Source organism: Streptomyces sp. NPDC002328 (assembly GCF_042890065.1).
Lineage (GTDB): Bacteria > Actinomycetota > Actinomycetes > Streptomycetales > Streptomycetaceae > Streptomyces.
Map to the genome: position 1 here is coordinate 113,978 of NZ_JBIARQ010000007.1, position 17,063 is coordinate 131,040.

A 17,063-nucleotide genomic window follows, 5' to 3' on the forward strand; every position below is an offset into this window, starting at 1 on the left:
TCGGCGCGACAAGGGGTTCCCTCAGTGCCAGGGCAGCTGCCCGCGGTGCTCCCAGTACGCGTGCGGCTCCTCCGCGAGGGCCGCGAGACGGGCCACCTGGTCCTCGTCGAGGTCGACGGCGGCGGCGTGCAGGTTGGAGGCGAGCTGGGCGGTGGTCGCGGCGCCGGAGAGGACGACGCCGGCCCAGGGCTGCCGCAGGACCAACGCGAGGGCGACCGCGTCGCAGCCGAGGGAGGTCTCCCGCGCCACCGCCTTCAGCGCGTCCGGCGCGTGCGGGTCCGCGAGGCGGCCGTTCGCCATGCCCTCCTTGACGATCACCGTGAGCCCGGCGGCATGGGCCTCGGCGAGCGCCGGGGCGGCCGAGGTCTCCAGGGCGTTGTACGTCGACTGGACGGTACGGAAGAGGGGCTCGCCGTCGACGGTGACGGCGAGGGCGGCGCGGACGGCGTCGGCCTGGGCGGGGCCGCTGGTGGAGAAGCCGACGGTCACGCCCCGCGCGGCGGCGTCGGCCAGCCGCGCGTGGAGTTCCTTGTCGGCGAGGGCCGGGCTGTCCGGGGTCACCGAGTGGATCTGGTACAGGTCGAGCCGGTCGCCGAGGAGTTCGGCGGTCTCGGCGCGCTGACGCTCGTAGGTCGCGAGGCCGTGGTCCTTGACCTCGTGTTTCTCGGCGTCGGTGGTCCAGTTCGCGGTGTAGGTGTAGCCCCATTTGCTGCCGATGACCACGTCGTTCCGGCCGGGGTCGCCGTCGAGCCAGTCCGCGAGGAACTCCTCCGAGCGGCCGTAGGACCGGGCCGCGTCGAAGTAGCGGACGCCCTGGGCGTAGGCGGCGTCGAGGAGTTCGTGGGTGCGGGTGCGCAGCGATTCGACGCTGCGGTTCTCTCCGAGGGCTTGGGCGCGGTCCAGGGTGATGTAGCCGGGGCGGGCGACTGCGGCGAGGCCGAGGCCGATGTGGCAGGTGGGGGTCATTGCTGAGGCCAGTCGGGCGAAGGACATACCGACAAAGTAACGCGGGATGTCCTTCGCCTCAGGGGGTGGGTTGTGGGGTGCGATGGCGACTGCGGCAGCATCGTGGCTGGTCGCGCCCACGCGGCGGAGCCGCAGATCGATACAGCCCCGCGCCCCTTGAAGACCCTCTCCTACCGCTTCTCAGCAGCCCAAGCGTGCTGAGCCGCTACGTCCGCCTTCACCTCTGTCAGTTGGGTCGCCACCGCGCTCGGGGCTGTGCCGCCTCGGCCGTTGCGGGAGGCCAGGGCGCCGGGGACGTTGAGGACCGTGCGCACCTCGGGGGTGAGGTGGGCGGAGATCTTCGCGAACTGGTCGTCCGTCAGTTCGTCCAGTTCCTTGCCCTCGGCCTCGGCGACCTTCACGCACTCGCCGGCGACCTCGTGCGCGACGCGGAACGGCACGCCCTGCTTGACCAGCCACTCGGCGATGTCGGTGGCGAGCGAGAAGCCGGCCGGGGCCAGTTCCTCCATGCGCTCGCGGTGCACGGTGAGGGTGGCGATCATGCCGGTGAAGGCGGGCAGCAGGACCTCCAGCTGGTCGCAGGAGTCGAAGACCGGCTCCTTGTCCTCCTGGAGGTCGCGGTTGTAGGCGAGGGGCAGCGCCTTGAGCGTGGCCAGCAGGCCGGTGAGGTTGCCGATCAGACGGCCGCTCTTGCCGCGCGCCAGCTCGGCGATGTCCGGGTTCTTCTTCTGCGGCATGATCGACGAGCCCGTGGAGAACGCGTCGTGCAGGGTCACGAAGGAGAACTCCTTCGTGTTCCAGATGATGATCTCCTCGGAGATCCGGGAGAGGTTCACGCCGATCATCGCGGTGATGAAGGCGAACTCGGCGACGAAGTCGCGGGACGCCGTGCCGTCGATGGAGTTGCCGACGCTGCCGTGCTCGAAGCCGAGGTCCTGGGCGACCGCCTCCGGGTCGAGGCCCAGGGAGGAGCCCGCGAGCGCGCCGGAGCCGTAGGGGGAGACCGCCGTGCGCTCGTCCCACTGGCGCAGCCGCTCGGCGTCCCGGGACAGGGACTGCGCGTGCGCGAGGACGTGGTGGGCGAAGAGCACCGGCTGCGCGTGCTGAAGGTGGGTGCGGCCGGGCATCGCCACGTCCGGGTGGGCCTCCGCCAGCCCGATCAGCGCGTCCTGGAGGTCGGCGATCAGGCCGCCGATGACGCGGGCGTGGTCCCGCAGGTACATGCGGAACAGGGTCGCGACCTGGTCGTTGCGGGAGCGGCCGGCGCGCAGCTTGCCGCCGAGGTCGGGGCCGAGGCGCTCCAGGAGACCGCGTTCGAGGGCGGTGTGGACGTCCTCGTCGGCGATGGTGCCGACGAAGTCGCCGGACGCCACGTCCGCCTCCAGCCGGTCCAGGCCGGCGAGCATGTCCGTCAGCTCGTCCTCGGTGAGCAGACCCGCCTTGTGGAGCACGCGCGCGTGGGCGCGCGAACCGGCGATGTCGTAGGGCGCGAGCCGCCAGTCGAAGTGGACGGACGCGGACAGCTTCGCCAGGGCCTCGGCGGGACCGTCGGCGAAACGGCCGCCCCAGAGCCGTACGTCACCGCTGTTGCTGCTCACTTGCTGTGCTCCTCGGGAGGTTCCGGTTCCGGATGTGCCACCGCCTCCCCACGACGTGAGTGAGGAGGCGGTCGTCAGGCTAGTGCGTGTGAGGTGTCCCGCAGGCGCAGGCGCTCAGGCGAGGTCGCGCTTGGCGGCGATCTTCGACGACAGGCTGTAGATGTCGATGAAGCCCTTGGCCGCGGCCTGGTCGAAGGTGTCGCCGGTGTCGTAGGTGGCGAGGTTGAAGTCGTACAGGGACGACTCCGAGCGCCGGCCGGTGACGACCGCGCGACCGCCGTGCAGGGTCATCCGGATGTCGCCGGAGACATGCGCGTTGGCCTCGTCGATGAAGCCCTCCAGGGCGCGCTTGAGCGGGGAGAACCACTGGCCGTCGTAGACCAGTTCGCCCCAGCGCTGCTCGACCTGCCGCTTGTACCGGGCGAGTTCGCGCTCGACGGTGACGTTCTCCAGCTCCTGGTGGGCGGTGATCAGGGCGATCGCGCCGGGAGCCTCGTACACCTCGCGGGACTTGATGCCGACGAGACGGTCCTCGACCATGTCGATCCGGCCGATGCCCTGGGCGCCGGCGCGCTCGTTGAGCTGCTGGATGGCCTGGAGGACGGTGACGGGCTTGCCGTCGATGGCGACCGGGACGCCCTCCTTGAAGGTGACGATCACCTCGTCGGCCTCGCGCGGGGTGGCCGGGTTCTGCGTGTACTCGTAGATGTCCTCGATCGGGGCGTTCCAGATGTCCTCGAGGAAACCGGTTTCGACGGCGCGCCCGAAGACGTTCTGGTCGATGGAGTACGGGGACTTCTTGGTGGTCGCGATCGGGAGGTTCTTCTCCTCGCAGAACGCGATGGCCTTGTCCCGGGTCATGGCGTAGTCGCGGACCGGGGCGATGCACTTGAGGTCGGGGGCGAGGGCGACGATGCCGGCCTCGAAGCGGACCTGGTCGTTGCCCTTGCCGGTGCAGCCGTGGGCGACGGTGGTGGCGCCGTGCTTCTGGGCGGCGGCGACGAGGTGCTTGACGATCGTGGGCCGCGAGAGCGCGGAGACCAGCGGGTAGCGGTCCATGTAGAGGGCGTTGGCCTTGATCGCCGGGAGGCAGTACTCGTCGGCGAACTCGTCCTTGGCGTCGGCGACTTCGGCCTCGACGGCGCCGCACGCGAGGGCGCGCTTGCGGATGACGTCCAGGTCCTCGCCGCCCTGGCCGACGTCGACCGCAACGGCGATGACCTCGGCGCCCGTCTCCTCGGCGATCCAGCCGATGGCGACGGAGGTGTCCAGACCGCCTGAGTAGGCGAGTACGACGCGCTCGGTCACGGGTTTCTCCTCACAGTGCATTCGCTGACATGCATGAGTATGCAGGAGTCTGCATGGTTCGTCAATCCGGTCCCCGAAACCCGGACAAAATCGCGGGCGGAGAAGTTTTTGGCGGAGCTTTGAACAACGGCAACCGCTTACCCGTACTCAGCACCGAACGCCGGCGCCGCGTTTGTAAACCACTCCTGACCCACGTGAACCCAAGTGAGGCATCCGCATGTCCAGGGCTCTTCCGAAGTACAACAAGCGTCGTGTGGCGGTCATCGGCGGCGCCGCCGCTCTGGCGCTGACCGGCGCCGTGGTCGTGAACTCCGCCCTCGCCGGGGAGTCGTCCAAGAGCAGCACCGCGAACGCCAACACTCTCGCCGCCTCCCCCGGCACCATCAGCTGCCCGGACGTGGCCTCGCAGCTCCCCGCGATCCCGGCCTCCGCGCAGGCGGAGATCGACCGCAACCTCGCGCTGCTGAACACCCAGATCGCCGAGGCCAACCAGCGCCTGATCGACACCGTCGGCCAGGGCGGCCCCAACTTCGTCCAGAACGCGATCCTCGGCCCGCTGAAGGACAAGCGCGTCGCCACCGTCAACCGCATGGCCACCGCGATCGGCCGCACCGCCGAGAAGCCGCAGGGCCTCGACGCCCTCGCGCCGTGCACGCTCAACGCGGGCGGCGGCGCGGCGGCCGGTGACGCGGGCAACGCCGGGGACGCGGGCAACGCGGGGAACGCCGGGGACGCGGGCAACGCGGGTGACGCCGGCAATGCGGGTGACGCGGGGAACGCCGGGGATGCCGGCAACGCGGGCAACGCGGGTGACGCCGGGAACGCCGGGGACGCGGGTCAGGCCGGTGCTCCCGGTACGATCAGCTGCCCGGACGTGGCCTCGCAGCTCCCCGCGATCCCGGCCTCCGCGCAGGCCGAGGTCGACCGCAACCTCGCGCTCCTCAACACCCAGATCGCCGAGGCCAACCAGCGCCTGATCGACACCGTCGGCCAGGGCGGCCCGAACTTCGTCCAGAACGCGATCCTCGGCCCGCTGGAGGACAAGCGCGTCGCGACCGTCAACCGCATCGCCACCGCGATCGGCCGCACCGCCGAGAAGCCGCAGGGCCTCGACGCCCTCGCGCCGTGCGCGCTCAACCAGTGACGTGACCGGACCGGAGGCCGCCCCGACGAAATGTCGACCGGGGCGGCCTCCGCCGCGTCCATAATCGTCGTTCATGGGAAAGACCTATGAGCACATCGACGGCAGGCTCCGTACGTTCATCGAGGAGCAGCCCCTCTTCTTCACCGCGACCGCGCCCCTGTCCGCCGACGGCACGGTCAACCTCTCCCCCAAGGGCCTCAAGGGCTCGTTCGTCGTCCTCGACGAACACACCGTGGCCTACCTCGACTTCGCCGGGTCCAACGCGGAGACCGTCGCGCACCTGCGGGAGAACGGCCGTATCACCCTGATGTGGTGCGCGTTCCAGGGACCGCCGAACATCGTGCGCGTGCACGGCAGGGGCGAGCCCGTCTTCCGCGACGACGCCCGCTTCGGTGAACTCCTCACCCGCTTCCCGGACATCGACCCGGCCCCGCACGGCCTGCGCGCGATCATCGTCGTGCACGCCGAGGTCGTGCGCGACAGCTGCGGGTACGCGGTGCCGCGCATGACGTACGACGAGGACCGCGACCTGCACGCAAAGCGGTTCGCGCGGGAGGACGACGCCTCGCTCAGCGCGTACTTCGCGAAGAAGGAGCACATCGCGACGAGCCTGGACGGGCTGCCGGGGCTGCCCCTGCCGCTGCGCCCGCTGTGACGCGGCGGCGCGTCACAGGTCGTCCCGGGGGGGTCTGAACACTCCGCGCTTCCTGCACGTATCTGTGGGCCAAGGGTCAGTACCCACGGAGGAACCGTGACCACGACGATCGCCGGCGGCCGTGCCGCCCGCCGCCAGACGATGCGCCGCATCCGTCCTCGCCGCTCCCCGGCCGTTCCGCTGTTGATCGCCGTATGGGCGGGCGCGGCGGGCGTGCTGTGGCTGTGGTGGAACAACACGCCGTCCATCGCGGACACCAACGGAAAAATCCTCAACGCGGGCCGGATCACCGGTCTGCTCGCCGGGTACCTCATGGCTCTCGTCGTGCTCCAGATGGCCCGGGTCCCGGCCCTGGAGCGACGGGTCGGCTCGGACCGGGTGGCGCGCTGGCACGCGATGAGCGGCCGGTACACGCTGTGCCTCACGTTCGCGCACGTGTTCCTCATCATGTGGGGATACGCGCTCCAGGCCGGCAAGACGCTCGGCGACATCGTGCAGCAGACGGTCGACTCCGTGAACCAGCTGCCGGACATGGGCAAGGCCGCCATCGGCACCGGTCTGCTGGTGGTGATCGGCCTGGTCTCGATCGGCCCGGTGCGCCGCAAGATGCCGTACGACACCTGGTACCACATCCACCTGCTGACGTACGCGGCCGTGTTCCTGACGTTCTGGCACCAGATCACCACCGGGAACGACTTCGCCGTCGAGCCGACCGCGAAGACCGTCTGGTACGTGCTGTACGGCTCGGTCACCGCGCTGGTCGTCTGGTACCGGATCATCACGCCGCTCCGGCTGAACCTGCGGCACCGCATGTACGTCGAGGCGGTCATCGAGGAGACGCCCGGCATCGTGTCGGTGCTGATCGGTGGCAACAAGCTGCACCGGATGGGCGCGGAGGCCGGACAGTTCTTCCGCTGGCGCTTCATGGCGCCGGGGATGCGCTTCAGCTCCCACCCGTACTCGCTGTCCGCGCCGCCCCGCCCCGACCTGCTGCGGATCACGGTCAAGGCGATCGGCGACCACAGCGAGGCCCTGCGCGAGCTGACGCCCGGCACCAAGGTGTGGGCCGAGGGCCCCTACGGCGCGATGACGGCGTCCCGCCGCAGCCGCGGCAAGGTGCTGCTGGTGGCCGGCGGCGTCGGCATCACGCCGATGCGGGCGCTGTTCGAGACGCTGCCCGGCGGCGCCGGTGACATCACGCTGCTCTACCGGGCCAACAGCACGCAGGACCTGGCCCTGTGGGACGAGCTGTCGAAGATCGCCGACGAGCGCGGGGCCCGGCTGATGTACGCGGTGAACAGCCCCGACGGGGAGCGCCCCGACATCTCGGCGGAGTCCCTCCAGCGCAAGCTGCCGGACATCGAGGAACACGACGTGTTCATGTGCGGGCCGAACGGCTTCGCCCAGGGCGTGTACGAGGCACTTCGCGGCGCCGGGGTCCCCGCCCGCCGCATCCACCACGAGTCGTTCGAGATGTGAGCGACGGAAATCCACGGATCCACGGGAAACAACGGGAATCGGGAATCGGGAACCAGGAGCGATGAAGAAAAGCCACCCTATGCGGCGCATTGTGCTCGCCAGCGCCGCCACCGTGTCCGGGATCGTTCTGCTGCTGACGCTGAAGCCGGACTCCGACCCGGCCGGCGCGGCGGCCAGTGGACTGCCCCCGCAGTCGTCGGTCCAGGGCGGCGCCCAGGCCGCCGGAGCCGGCCAGTTCCTCGGTGACGCGCAGCAGACGCAGTACGGGCCCGTGCAGGTCCGGGTGACCGTCGCCAACGGGCAGATCACCGCCGCGGAGGCCGTGCAGCAGCCCAAGGGCGGGCAGAGCGACCAGATCAACGGCAACGCGATGCCCAAGCTGAACCAGGCGGCGGTCACGGCGCAGAGCGCCGACATCGACGCGGTGTCCGGCGCGACCTTCACCAGCGAGGGCTACAAGAAGTCCCTCCAGTCGGCGATCGACAAGATGAAGGCGAGCGCGGGGGCGTCCGCCCAGGGTCAGGGTCAGGGCCAGGGGCAGGGGTCCGGCGGCGCGGCGCAGGTCTCCGGCACGTTCACCGGTGACGCGGAGCAGACGCAGTACGGGGCCGTGCAGGTCCGGATCACCGTCCAGAACAACAAGATCACCAAGTCGGAGGCGGTCCAGGCGCCCAAGGGCGGCCAGAGCGACCAGATCACCGCCAACGCCGTCCCGAAGCTGGGCCAGGCCGTCGTCACCGCGCAGAGCGCGAACGTCGACGCGGTGTCCGGGGCGACCTACACCAGCGCCGGCTACAAGAAGTCGCTCCAGTCGGCGATCGACAAGGCCAACGCGAGCGCGGGGTCGCAGCAGGGGTCTGGGTCGCAGCAGGGCTCGGGTTCCCAGGGGTCCGGTGCGTCGCAGGGGTCGGGGTCGCAGGGCTCCGGTTCGCAGGGGTCGGGTTCGCAGGGGTCCGGCAGCGCTCAGGCGTCCGGCACCTTCACGGGCGACACGGTGCAGACGCAGTACGGGCCCGTGCAGGTCCGGATCACCGTCACGGGCGGCAAGATCACCAAGGCGGAGGCCGTCCAGCAGCCCAAGGGCGGGCAGAGCGACCAGATCAACGGCAACGCGATGCCCAAGCTGAACCAGGCCGCGGTGGCGGCGGGCAACGCCGACATCGACGCCGTCTCCGGCGCCACCTACACCAGCGGGGGCTACAAGCAGTCCCTTCAGTCCGCGCTGGACCAGGCCGGTGGCTGAGACGGTGGCCGAGTCGGCGCAGGCTCCGGCCGCGGTGCGTCACGCGGAGGAGGTCATGGGGACGGTCTTCTCCTTCGACGTCCGCGGCGGGGAACCCGAGGCGGTACGGGCGGCGCTGGACGAGGCGGTCGCCGGGCTGCACCGGGTGAACGAGGTGTTCAGCACCTACCGCGAGGACAGCCAGGTCTCCCGGCTGATGCGGGGGGAGCTGAGCGTCGAGGAGTGCGATCCCGAGGTCGCCGAGGTGCTGGAACTGGGCGCCGAGGCGGAGCGGGTGAGCGACGGCTGGTTCAGCATGCGCTACGAGGGCCGGCTCGACCCGACCGGGATCGTGAAGGGGTGGGCCGCCGAGCAGGCGGCCCGGCTCATCGCCGCGGCCGGGGTGAGCGGGGTGAGCGTGAACGGCGGCGGGGACGTGCAGTTGCTGGGCGTCCCCGGGCCGGACCGGCCCTGGCGGGTCGGGGTGTCGGATCCGCTGCGGCCGGGCGGGCTGGCGGCGGTGGTGTCGGCGGCGGGGGCGGAGGAGCTGGCCGTGGCCACGTCCGGGACGGTGGAGCGGGGCGCGCACATCGTCGACCCGCGGACGGGGCGCTCCGCGGTGACGGACCTCGTCGCCGTCACCGTCGTCACGCCGGAACTGACCTGGGCGGACTGCTGGGCCACGGCCGCGTTCGCGATGGGGTCGCGGGACGGGCTGCGCTGGCTGGAGTCGCTGCCGGACGTGGAGGCGCTGCTGATCACGGCAGGCGACGAGGTGCGGTGCACCGGGGGGTTGGCGCGGCGACTGGGCTGAACGGGTTCCCAGCCTTGACCGGGGTCGCTGCTCGGGCCGGGGTTCCGCTCACCCGCGCTACGGGGTGCCGCTGCGCCCACCCTCCCCCATCGCCCCAGCGGCACGATTGCCCGCAGCTATGAAGACAGCGACTGCGACAGCGCCGCCGGCTGGTCCCACCCAGGGGCGCGGGGCTGTTTCGATGTGCGGCTCCGCCGCGTTGGCGCGACCGGCCCCGACGCGCCCGCAGTCGGCGAAGCACCGCGCCGCGGGGCTCAGTGGCCGTTCTGGGCCAGGCGGAGCAGGTGGTCGGCCAGGGCCTGGCCGCCGGTGGGCTCGCGGCTGATCAGGAGCAGTGTGTCGTCGCCGGCGATCGTCCCGAGGATGTCGTGCAGCTCGGCCTGGTCGATCGCCGAGGCGAGAAACTGCGCGGCCCCCGGAGGGGTACGCAGAACGACGAGGTTCGCGGAAGCCTCCGCCGAGATCAGCAGCTCCTGAGAGAGCCGCCGCATCCGCTCCTCCTTCGCCGACTCCCCCAGCGGAGCACGCGGCGTCCGGAAACCCCCCTCGCTCGGCACCGCGTAGATCAGGTCGCCGTCGTTGTTGCGGATCTTCACCGCGTTCAGCTCGTCCAGGTCCCGGGAGAGCGTCGCCTGGGTGACGCTCAGCCCGTCGTCGGCGAGGACCTTCGCCAACTGGCTCTGGGAGCGCACCGGTTGCCGGTTGAGGATGTCCACGATCCGGCGGTGACGGGCGGTGCGGGTCTGCGGCACGGCAGGCCCGTTCACCCCCGGCTGCTCGTGGTCCTGCGCCTGGCTCATCGTCGTCTCATTCCCCGGATCGTCCTTCCCCGCCCACTGCCTGGAGGATGCCGGGCAGCGCCCCGAGGAGCGCGTCGACCGCGTCGTCGCCGAGGTTCAGCGGCGGCATCAGCCGGACGACGTCGGGGGCGGGCGCGTTCACGAGGAGTCCGGCCTCCTGAGCCGCCTGCTGCACCTGGGGCGCGAGCGGCTCGGTGAGCACGATACCCAGGAGGAGGCCCGCTCCCCGGACATAATCGATCAACGGGTGGCCGAGACCCTCGATTCCGTCCCGCAGCCTCTCGCCCTGCCGCTTGACGTTCTCCAGGAGCCCCTCGTTCTCGATGGCGTCGAGGACGGCGAGCCCGGCGGCGCACGCCACGGGGTTGCCGCCGAAGGTCGTCCCGTGGTGGCCGGGCGAAAGCAGCTCCGCGGCCCGTCCGAAGGCGACCGTCGCCCCGAGCGGCAGCCCGCCGCCGAGACCCTTGGCCAGCGTCACGACGTCGGGCAGGACGCCCTCGTGGGCCTGGTACTCGAACCAGTTCCCGGTGCGGCCGACGCCGGTCTGCACCTCGTCCAGGACGAGCAGCGAGCCGGTGGCGGCGGTGATCGCGCGGGCCGCCTTGAGGTAGCCGGCGGGCGGGACCACGACCCCGTTCTCGCCCTGGACCGGCTCGATGATCACGAGCGCGGTCTCCTCGGTCACGGCCGCCGCCAGCGCCTGGGCGTCGCCGTAGGGGACGTGGGTGACGTCGCCGGGCACCGGCAGGAACGGCTCCCGCTTGCCGGGCTGGCCGGTCAGCGCGAGGGCGCCCATGGTGCGGCCGTGGAAGCCGCCCTGGGTGGCGACCATGTGGGTGCGCCCGGTCAGCCGGCCGATCTTGAAGGCGCCCTCGTTGGCCTCGGCGCCGGAGTTGCAGAAGTAGACCTTGCCGTCGCGGCCGAAGAGCCGCAGGAGCCGTTCGGCGAGGGCGACGGGCGGTTCGGCGATGAACAGGTTGGAGACATGGCCCAGCGAGGCGATCTGCGTGCTGACGGCCTCGACGACCGCGGGGTGGGCGTGGCCGAGGGCGTTGACCGCGATGCCGCCGACGAAGTCGAGGTACTCCTTGCCGTCGGCGTCCCAGAGCCTCGTGCCCTCGCCGCGGACGAGCGGGATCCGCGGGGTGCCGTAGTTGTTCATGAGCGCGCCCTGCCAGCGCGCGGTCAGTTCCTGGTTGCTCACGACGACTCCCCCTGTTCGCTCGTGTTCCCGTCGGCCACGACCATCGTGCCGATTCCCTCGTCGGTGAAGATCTCCAGCAGGATCGAGTGCTGGACCCGCCCGTCGATGACGCGGGCGGTGGTGACGCCGCCCCGCACGGCGTGCAGGCAGCCCTCCATCTTCGGGACCATGCCGGCCGACAACTCCGGCAGCAGCTTCTCCAGTTGGGAAGCGGTGAGGCGGCTGATCACCTCGTCGGAGTTCGGCCAGTCCTCGTAGAGGCCCTCGACGTCGGTGAGGACCATGAGGGTCTCGGCGCCCAGTGCCGCAGCGAGTGCCGCAGCCGCCGTATCAGCATTGACGTTGTAGACATGCCCGTCGTCCTCGGAGCGGGCGATCGAGGAGACGACCGGGATGCGGCCGTCGGCGAGCAGGGCCTCGATCGCGCCCGTGTCGATCGAGGTGATCTCGCCCACCCGCCCGATGTCGACGGGCTCGCCGTCGATCTCGGGCAGGTGCTTGGTGGCGGTGATGGTGTGCGCGTCCTCGCCGGTCAGTCCGACGGCGAGCGGCCCGTGCTGATTGAGCAGCCCGACCAGCTCGCGCTGCACCTGCCCGGCCAGCACCATCCGTACGACGTCCATGGCGTCCTCGGTGGTGACGCGCAGGCCGGCCTTGAACTCGCTGACGATGCCGTGCTTGTCGAGGGCGGCGCTGATCTGCGGGCCGCCGCCGTGCACGACGACGGGCTTGAGGCCGGCGTGGTGCAGGAACACGACGTCCTGCGCGAAGGCGGCCTTCAGCTCCTCGTCGACCATGGCGTTGCCGCCGAACTTGATGACGACGGTCTTGCCGTTGTGGCGGACCAGCCAGGGCAGCGCCTCGATGAGGATCTGCGCCTTGGGCAGGGCGGTGTGTTTGCGAGTGGTGCTCATGAGGAGTACGCGCTGTTCTCGTGGACGTAGTCCGCGGTGAGGTCGTTGGTCCAGATGGTGGCGGTCGCGGAGCCGGCGGCGAGGTCGGCGACGATGTGCACCTCGCGGTAGCGCATGTCGACCTTCTCGCGGTCCTCGCCGACGCCGCCGTTCTTGCACACCCAGACGCCGTTGATGGCGACGTTGAGGCGGTCCGGCTCGAAGGCGGCGGAGGTGGTGCCGATGGCGGACAGGACGCGGCCCCAGTTGGGGTCCTCGCCGTGGATGGCGCACTTGAGGAGGTTGTTGCGGGCGATGGAGCGGCCCACCTCGACGGCGTCGTCCTCGGTCGCGGCGTTGATCACCTCGACCTTGATGTCCTTGCTCGCGCCCTCGGCGTCCCGGATGAGCTGCTGGCCGAGGTCGTCGCAGACGGCGCGGACCGCCTCGGCGAACTCCTGGTCGCCGGGGGTGACTTCGGAGGCGCCGGAGGCGAGCAGCAGCACGGTGTCGTTGGTGGACATGCAGCCGTCGGAGTCGACGCGGTCGAAGGTGACCTTGGTGGCGGCGCGCAGCGCCCGGTCCAGGGTCGCGCTGTCGACGTCGGCGTCGGTGGTGAGGACGACGAGCATGGTGGCGAGGCCGGGGGCGAGCATGCCCGCGCCCTTGGCCATGCCGCCCACGGTCCAGCCGTCCCGGCTGACGACGGACGTCTTGTGGACGGTGTCGGTGGTCTTGATGGCGATGGCGGCCTTCTCGCCGCCGTGCTCGCTGAGGGCGGCGGCGGCGGTCTCCACTCCCGGCAGGAGCTTGTCCATCGGGAGCAGGACGCCGATGAGGCCGGTGGAGCAGACCGCCACCTCGCCGGCGCCGACGCCGAGGACGTCGGCGGTCTTCTCGGCGGTCGCGTGCGTGTCCTGGAAGCCCTTGGGGCCCGTACAGGCGTTGGCGCCACCGGAGTTGAGGACGACGGCGGTCAGCTCGCCGGTCTTGAGGACCTGCTCCGACCACAGCACCGGCGCGGCCTTGACGCGGTTGGAGGTGAAGACGCCCGCGGCGGCGCGGCGCGGCCCGGTGTTGACCACGAGGGCCAGGTCCGGGTTGCCGTTCTCCTTGATCCCGGCGGCGACGCCCGCCGCCGTGAACCCCTTGGCTGCCGTGACGCTCACGGTGCGACTCCGATCGTGGAAAGTCCCGTGTCCTCGGGGAACCCGAGGGCGATGTTCATGCTCTGGACGGCACCGCCGGCGGTGCCCTTGGTCAGGTTGTCGATGGCGCTGACGACGATGATGCGCCCCGCGGCCTCGTCGTACGCGACCTGCACCTGAACGGCGTTGGAACCGTACACGGACGCCGTGGCGGGCCAGCGGTCCTCGGGCAGCAGGTGCACGAAGGGCTCGTCGGCGAAGGCCTTGTCGTAGGCGGCGCGGACCGACTCGGCGGTGACGCCGTCCTTCGCCTTGGCGCTGCATGTGGCGAGGATGCCGCGGGGCATCGGCGCGAGGGTCGGCGTGAAGGAGACGGAGACCCGTTCCCCGGCGGCCCCGCTGAGGTTCTGGATCATCTCGGGGGTGTGCCGGTGGCCGCCGCCGACGCCGTACGGCGTCATGGAGCCCATGACCTCGCTGCCCAGCAGATGCGGTTTGGGCGCCTTGCCCGCGCCGGAGGTGCCGGAGGCGGCGACGATCACGGCCTCCGCCTCGGCGAGCCCGGCGGCGTACGCCGGGAACAGCGCGAGGGAGACGGCGGTGGGGTAGCAACCGGGGACCGCGATGCGCTTGGACCCCTCCAGCGCGGCGCGGCCGCCCGGCAGTTCGGGAAGACCGTAGGGCCAGGTGCCGGCGTGCGGGGAGCCGTAGAACCGCTCCCAGTCGGCCGGGTCCTTCAGCCGGAAGTCGGCGCCCATGTCGACGACGAGGACGTCCGGGCCGAGCTGCTCGGCGACGGCGGCGGACTGCCCGTGCGGGAGGGCGAGGAAGACGACGTCGTGTCCGGCGAGGGCCTCGGCGGTGGTCTCCTGGAGCACCCGGTCGGCGAGCGGCAACAGGTGCGGCTGGAGCGCGCCCAGCTTCTGCCCCGCGTTGGTGTTGCCGGTCAGGGCGCCGATCTCGATCTCGGGGTGCGAGAGCAGCAGGCGCAGCACCTCGCCGCCCGCATACCCGCTCGCTCCGGCCACTGCCGCACGTACCGCCATGGAATCCTCCTCCTGCAATGGCATGACTATACGTTTCGCTGCACGTTTATGCAATCTATCCACAGGGCGGGACCCCCGGCGATCGATGCCCATCCGGACCCCCGGGTAACCACGCGGGACGCGGGCCACACGGGCCGGCGGCCGCATCCGGTCCGCATACGCGCGGGTGGGACCGGTCGACTGCCTCCGGTCCCACCCTGGGCGCTTCGGTCGTGCCGGCCCCTTACTTCTTCTGTTTGATCCGCAGGAAGGTGATCGAGTTCGCCGGGAAGGTGTAGTCGAACCGGTCGGCGACGCCGGTGAAGGTGGAGGTCACCGGGGTGACCGGGGTCTGCGTCTCGGTGTTGACCGCGTCGGGGGCCGCGGCCAGCGTGGTCACCTGGGCCTTGGAGGAGACGCGGGCGCCGCCGAGGTCGATCTTCGTGCGGGCGTCCGCGGCCTGGGCGTTGACGACCTTGACGATCAGGTCGCCGGTCTTCTGGTCCTCGGTGACGACCTGGCGGAACGGCTCGGCCGGCTTGTCGTCGGTGAAGCTGCCCCACTCCTGGCCGTCGAGGTAGAGGGTGACATGGCGGCCCCGCACCTTGATGTCGATGTCGTAGGCGCGACCCGTCTCGATGGTCCCCGCCTTGGAGATCAGCGTCGACTTGCCGCCGTCCACGGCCTGCTCGACGGCGCTCTGGGTGTTGTTCCAGCCGCCGAGGTTCCACCAGTAGTAGTTGCCGGTGTCCTTCACGCCGAAGGCGACGAGGAAGCCCTCCTTGCCGGACTTCTTGGTGGCCTTCGTATGCAGGTCGTAGTCGTGCCAGGCGACGTCGCCGGCCGAGACCATGGTGTTCTCGGCGGCGGCGTCCGTCTGGACGTACTGCCCGTCGGTCAGGGTCCAACTGCCGCGGCCGGTGTGGGTCCAGCGGGAGGCGTCACCGGAGAAGTCGTCGGCGAGCAGCGTCGCGCCGTCCGCGCCGGTCACCTTGACGTCGTCGTACGCCGCGCTGGTGGCCCAGGTCGACAGGCCGACGGCCCCGGTGATGGGGCCCTGGAGCGAGGGCGTGCCGCTGGCGGCGGAGGGGACGACGCGGTCGCCGACGTTGGTCATGAACAGCTTCTGGACCTCGTAGTTGGCCGAGTTCCAGGAGGCGTGGTTGTTGAACCACACCATGTCCGGGCTCCACTGCACGTAGTCCTCGTTGGCGAACAGCGGTGCGTAGGAGGCGAGTTTCACGATGTCCGCGTTGCGTTCCAGGCCGGTCATGAAGGCTGCTTCGGCGAGGCCGTTCTTGAAGGCGTTGCCCCAGGAGGCGTACTCGCCGAGGAAGACCTTGGGGCCGCGGCGGTCGTAGGAGTCGTAGCGGTCGTTGTTCTGGAGGAACCACTGCGGGCTGTTGTAGTAGTGCTCGTCGACCATGTCGACCTTGGCTTCGCGGTTGAGCTGCCAGGCCTTGTCGAAGGTCGAACCGGCGTCGTCGGGACCGGAGTTGGAGACGACGGTGATGTCCGGGTACCGGGCCTCGATCGCGGTGCGGAACTGCTGGAAGCGCTGGAAGAACTCGACCGGGAGGTTCTCCTCGTTGCCCACGCCGAGGTGGGTGAGGTGGAAGGGCTTGGGGTGGCCCATGTCGGCGCGCACCTTGCCCCAGGTGGAGGTCGCGGGGCCGTTGGCGAACTCGATGAGGTCCAGGGTGTCCTGGATGTGGCGCTTGAGCAGCGCGTCGTCGTCGACGGCCTTGTTCTGGCCGCAGCCGGTCACCAGGGCCGGCACGACGGGCAGCGGCATGGCGCCGATGTCCTCGGCGAAGCGGAAGTACTCGTAGTAGCCGAGTCCGTAACTCTGGTTGTAGCCCCAGAAGTTGGAGTTGGTGGCGCGCTCCTCGACCGGGCCGACGGTGTCCTTCCACTGGTAGGCGCGGGCGCGCTGCCAGCCGGAGGCCTCGCTGTAGTCCTGCATGGAACCGGTGTTGACCAGGCAGCCGCCGGGGAAGCGCAGGAAGCCGGGCTTCAGGGCGGCGACCTTCTCGGCGAGGTCCTTGCGCAGGCCGTTGGGCTGGCGCTTGTAGGTGTCACGCGGGAACAGCGACACCATGTCCAGGGCCGCCGCGCCGTCGGAGGCGACGGTGAGCCGGCCGGTACTGCTGGTGCGGGCGGCGGTGAAGGAGGCCTCGTACCGGGCCCAGCCGCCGTCGCGCACGGTGACCCGGCGGGCGGTGGCGAGGGCGCCGTCGGCGTCCTGGAGCGAGACGGTCAGCCGGGTGCCCCTCGCGGCGCGGGCCCAGACCGAGAACGCGTACTTCTGGCCCTGCTCGACATGGACGCCGGTGTTGTAGCCGGCGTCGGTGACGGACGAACCGGCCGCCAGGGAAAGGTAGTTGCGGTTGCGTTCGTTGAGGCGGCCGGCGTCGTTCACGACCTGGGCCGCGCCGTCGACCGTCCAGGAGGTGAGCGGGGTGTAGGAGCGGTTGTCGACGGTGGAGTACTCGAAGGAGCGGTTCTGCACGAGTTCGGCGTACAGACCGCCGTCGGCGGCGCGGTTGATGTCCTCGAAGAAGACGCCGTACATCGTGTCGTCGATCTTCGCGCCCTGGGCGGTGGGATCGACGGTGATCGTGTAGTCGGTGACGGCCTCGGCGTGTGCGGGGGCGGGCAGGAGGGCGGTCGCCGTCAGGAGGGCGGTGGCGGTGAGACCGGTTCTCCAGCGGGTGGAGTGGGTGCTGCGGGTGGGGGTGGTGCTGCGTGACATGGATACTCCGCGGCTCAGACCTTGACGTTCGAAATATCGGACATTGATCAGC

Annotated in this window: 14 protein-coding genes; 5 read left to right on the forward strand and 9 right to left on the reverse strand. The window is 70.8% G+C overall.

All coding sequences use genetic code 11. The features are described from left to right. Nucleotides 1-21: 21 nt before the first annotated feature. The 3 genes from ACFYX4_RS19905 to ACFYX4_RS19915 form a co-directional block, all read right to left on the reverse strand. A complete protein-coding gene (locus ACFYX4_RS19905; protein ID WP_389334514.1) occupies nucleotides 22-993 on the reverse strand; it encodes an aldo/keto reductase in 972 nt (323 codons plus the stop codon). Nucleotides 994-1,136: 143 nt separating this feature from the next. Continuing rightward, complete coding sequence (gene argH / locus ACFYX4_RS19910) at nucleotides 1,137-2,564, reverse strand: argininosuccinate lyase (protein ID WP_389334517.1); 1,428 nt, start codon at nucleotides 2,562-2,564, stop codon at nucleotides 1,137-1,139. A gap of 114 nt (nucleotides 2,565-2,678) precedes the next feature. Next, nucleotides 2,679-3,872: an argininosuccinate synthase gene (locus ACFYX4_RS19915; protein ID WP_389334520.1), complete on the reverse strand. Its 1,194-nt coding sequence runs from the start codon at nucleotides 3,870-3,872 to the stop codon at nucleotides 2,679-2,681. 217 nt (nucleotides 3,873-4,089) lie between these two features. Here ACFYX4_RS19915 and ACFYX4_RS19920 point away from each other — a divergent pair, with 217 nt between their 5' ends. From ACFYX4_RS19920 to ACFYX4_RS19940, 5 genes are all read left to right on the forward strand, one after another. Beyond that, a complete protein-coding gene (locus tag ACFYX4_RS19920; RefSeq protein ID WP_389334523.1) occupies nucleotides 4,090-5,016 on the forward strand; it encodes a hypothetical protein in 927 nt (308 codons plus the stop codon). Between the two features lie 73 nt (nucleotides 5,017-5,089). After that, a complete protein-coding gene (locus tag ACFYX4_RS19925) occupies nucleotides 5,090-5,671 on the forward strand; it encodes a pyridoxamine 5'-phosphate oxidase family protein (protein ID WP_389334526.1) in 582 nt (193 codons plus the stop codon). 96 nt (nucleotides 5,672-5,767) lie between these two features. Next, nucleotides 5,768-7,150, forward strand: coding sequence for a ferric reductase-like transmembrane domain-containing protein (locus tag ACFYX4_RS19930; RefSeq protein ID WP_389334529.1), 1,383 nt, complete (start codon nucleotides 5,768-5,770; stop codon nucleotides 7,148-7,150). A gap of 79 nt (nucleotides 7,151-7,229) precedes the next feature. Next, nucleotides 7,230-8,393, forward strand: coding sequence for an FMN-binding protein (locus ACFYX4_RS19935; protein ID WP_389334532.1), 1,164 nt, complete (start codon nucleotides 7,230-7,232; stop codon nucleotides 8,391-8,393). A gap of 55 nt (nucleotides 8,394-8,448) precedes the next feature. Further along, on the forward strand, nucleotides 8,449-9,186 hold the full coding sequence (locus tag ACFYX4_RS19940) for an FAD:protein FMN transferase (RefSeq protein ID WP_389335202.1): 738 nt from the start codon (nucleotides 8,449-8,451) through the stop codon (nucleotides 9,184-9,186). A 254-nt stretch (nucleotides 9,187-9,440) separates the two neighbouring features. Here ACFYX4_RS19940 and ACFYX4_RS19945 read toward each other — a convergent pair whose 3' ends face one another. The 6 genes from ACFYX4_RS19945 to ACFYX4_RS19970 all read right to left on the reverse strand — a co-directional run bounded on the left by ACFYX4_RS19945 (nucleotide 9,441) and on the right by ACFYX4_RS19970 (nucleotide 17,011). Next, nucleotides 9,441-9,986 (reverse strand): arginine repressor, encoded by a 546-nt coding sequence (locus ACFYX4_RS19945; protein WP_389334535.1) that lies wholly within the window; start codon nucleotides 9,984-9,986, stop codon nucleotides 9,441-9,443. 7 nt (nucleotides 9,987-9,993) lie between these two features. Continuing rightward, the gene (locus ACFYX4_RS19950; RefSeq protein WP_389334538.1) at nucleotides 9,994-11,190 is read right to left on the reverse strand and encodes an acetylornithine transaminase; all 1,197 of its coding nucleotides are present in this window, start codon (nucleotides 11,188-11,190) and stop codon (nucleotides 9,994-9,996) included. Beyond that, nucleotides 11,187-12,104 carry an acetylglutamate kinase gene (gene argB, locus ACFYX4_RS19955; protein ID WP_389334541.1) on the reverse strand — a complete coding sequence of 306 codons (918 nt, stop codon included), beginning with the start codon at nucleotides 12,102-12,104 and terminating at the stop codon, nucleotides 11,187-11,189. Before argB ends, ACFYX4_RS19950 begins: the two co-directional genes overlap by 4 nt. After that, complete coding sequence (gene argJ, locus ACFYX4_RS19960; RefSeq protein WP_389334544.1) at nucleotides 12,101-13,252, reverse strand: bifunctional glutamate N-acetyltransferase/amino-acid acetyltransferase ArgJ; 1,152 nt, start codon at nucleotides 13,250-13,252, stop codon at nucleotides 12,101-12,103. Before argJ ends, argB begins: the two co-directional genes overlap by 4 nt. Continuing rightward, on the reverse strand, nucleotides 13,249-14,277 hold the full coding sequence (gene argC / locus ACFYX4_RS19965; protein WP_389334547.1) for an N-acetyl-gamma-glutamyl-phosphate reductase: 1,029 nt from the start codon (nucleotides 14,275-14,277) through the stop codon (nucleotides 13,249-13,251). Before argC ends, argJ begins: the two co-directional genes overlap by 4 nt. Before the next feature lie 223 nt (nucleotides 14,278-14,500). After that, nucleotides 14,501-17,011, reverse strand: a complete 2,511-nt coding sequence (locus ACFYX4_RS19970) for an alpha-L-arabinofuranosidase C-terminal domain-containing protein (protein ID WP_389334550.1) — start codon at nucleotides 17,009-17,011, stop codon at nucleotides 14,501-14,503. Nucleotides 17,012-17,063: the final 52 nt, after the last annotated feature.

Bases quoted from the DNA above. Each gene is read 5' to 3' on its own strand.
- argC (WP_389334547.1), bottom strand. From the start codon at position 14,277: ATGGCGGTACGTGCGGCAGTGGCCGGAGCGAGCGGGTATGCGGGCGGC.
- ACFYX4_RS19925 (WP_389334526.1), top strand. From the start codon at position 5,090: ATGGGAAAGACCTATGAGCACATCGACGGCAGGCTCCGTACGTTCATC.
- ACFYX4_RS19935 (WP_389334532.1), top strand. From the start codon at position 7,230: ATGCGGCGCATTGTGCTCGCCAGCGCCGCCACCGTGTCCGGGATCGTT.
- ACFYX4_RS19940 (WP_389335202.1), top strand. From the start codon at position 8,449: ATGGGGACGGTCTTCTCCTTCGACGTCCGCGGCGGGGAACCCGAGGCG.
- ACFYX4_RS19905 (WP_389334514.1), bottom strand. From the start codon at position 993: ATGTCCTTCGCCCGACTGGCCTCAGCAATGACCCCCACCTGCCACATC.
- ACFYX4_RS19920 (WP_389334523.1), top strand. From the start codon at position 4,090: ATGTCCAGGGCTCTTCCGAAGTACAACAAGCGTCGTGTGGCGGTCATC.
- ACFYX4_RS19970 (WP_389334550.1), bottom strand. From the start codon at position 17,011: ATGTCACGCAGCACCACCCCCACCCGCAGCACCCACTCCACCCGCTGG.
- argB (WP_389334541.1), bottom strand. From the start codon at position 12,104: ATGAGCACCACTCGCAAACACACCGCCCTGCCCAAGGCGCAGATCCTC.
- ACFYX4_RS19945 (WP_389334535.1), bottom strand. From the start codon at position 9,986: ATGAGCCAGGCGCAGGACCACGAGCAGCCGGGGGTGAACGGGCCTGCC.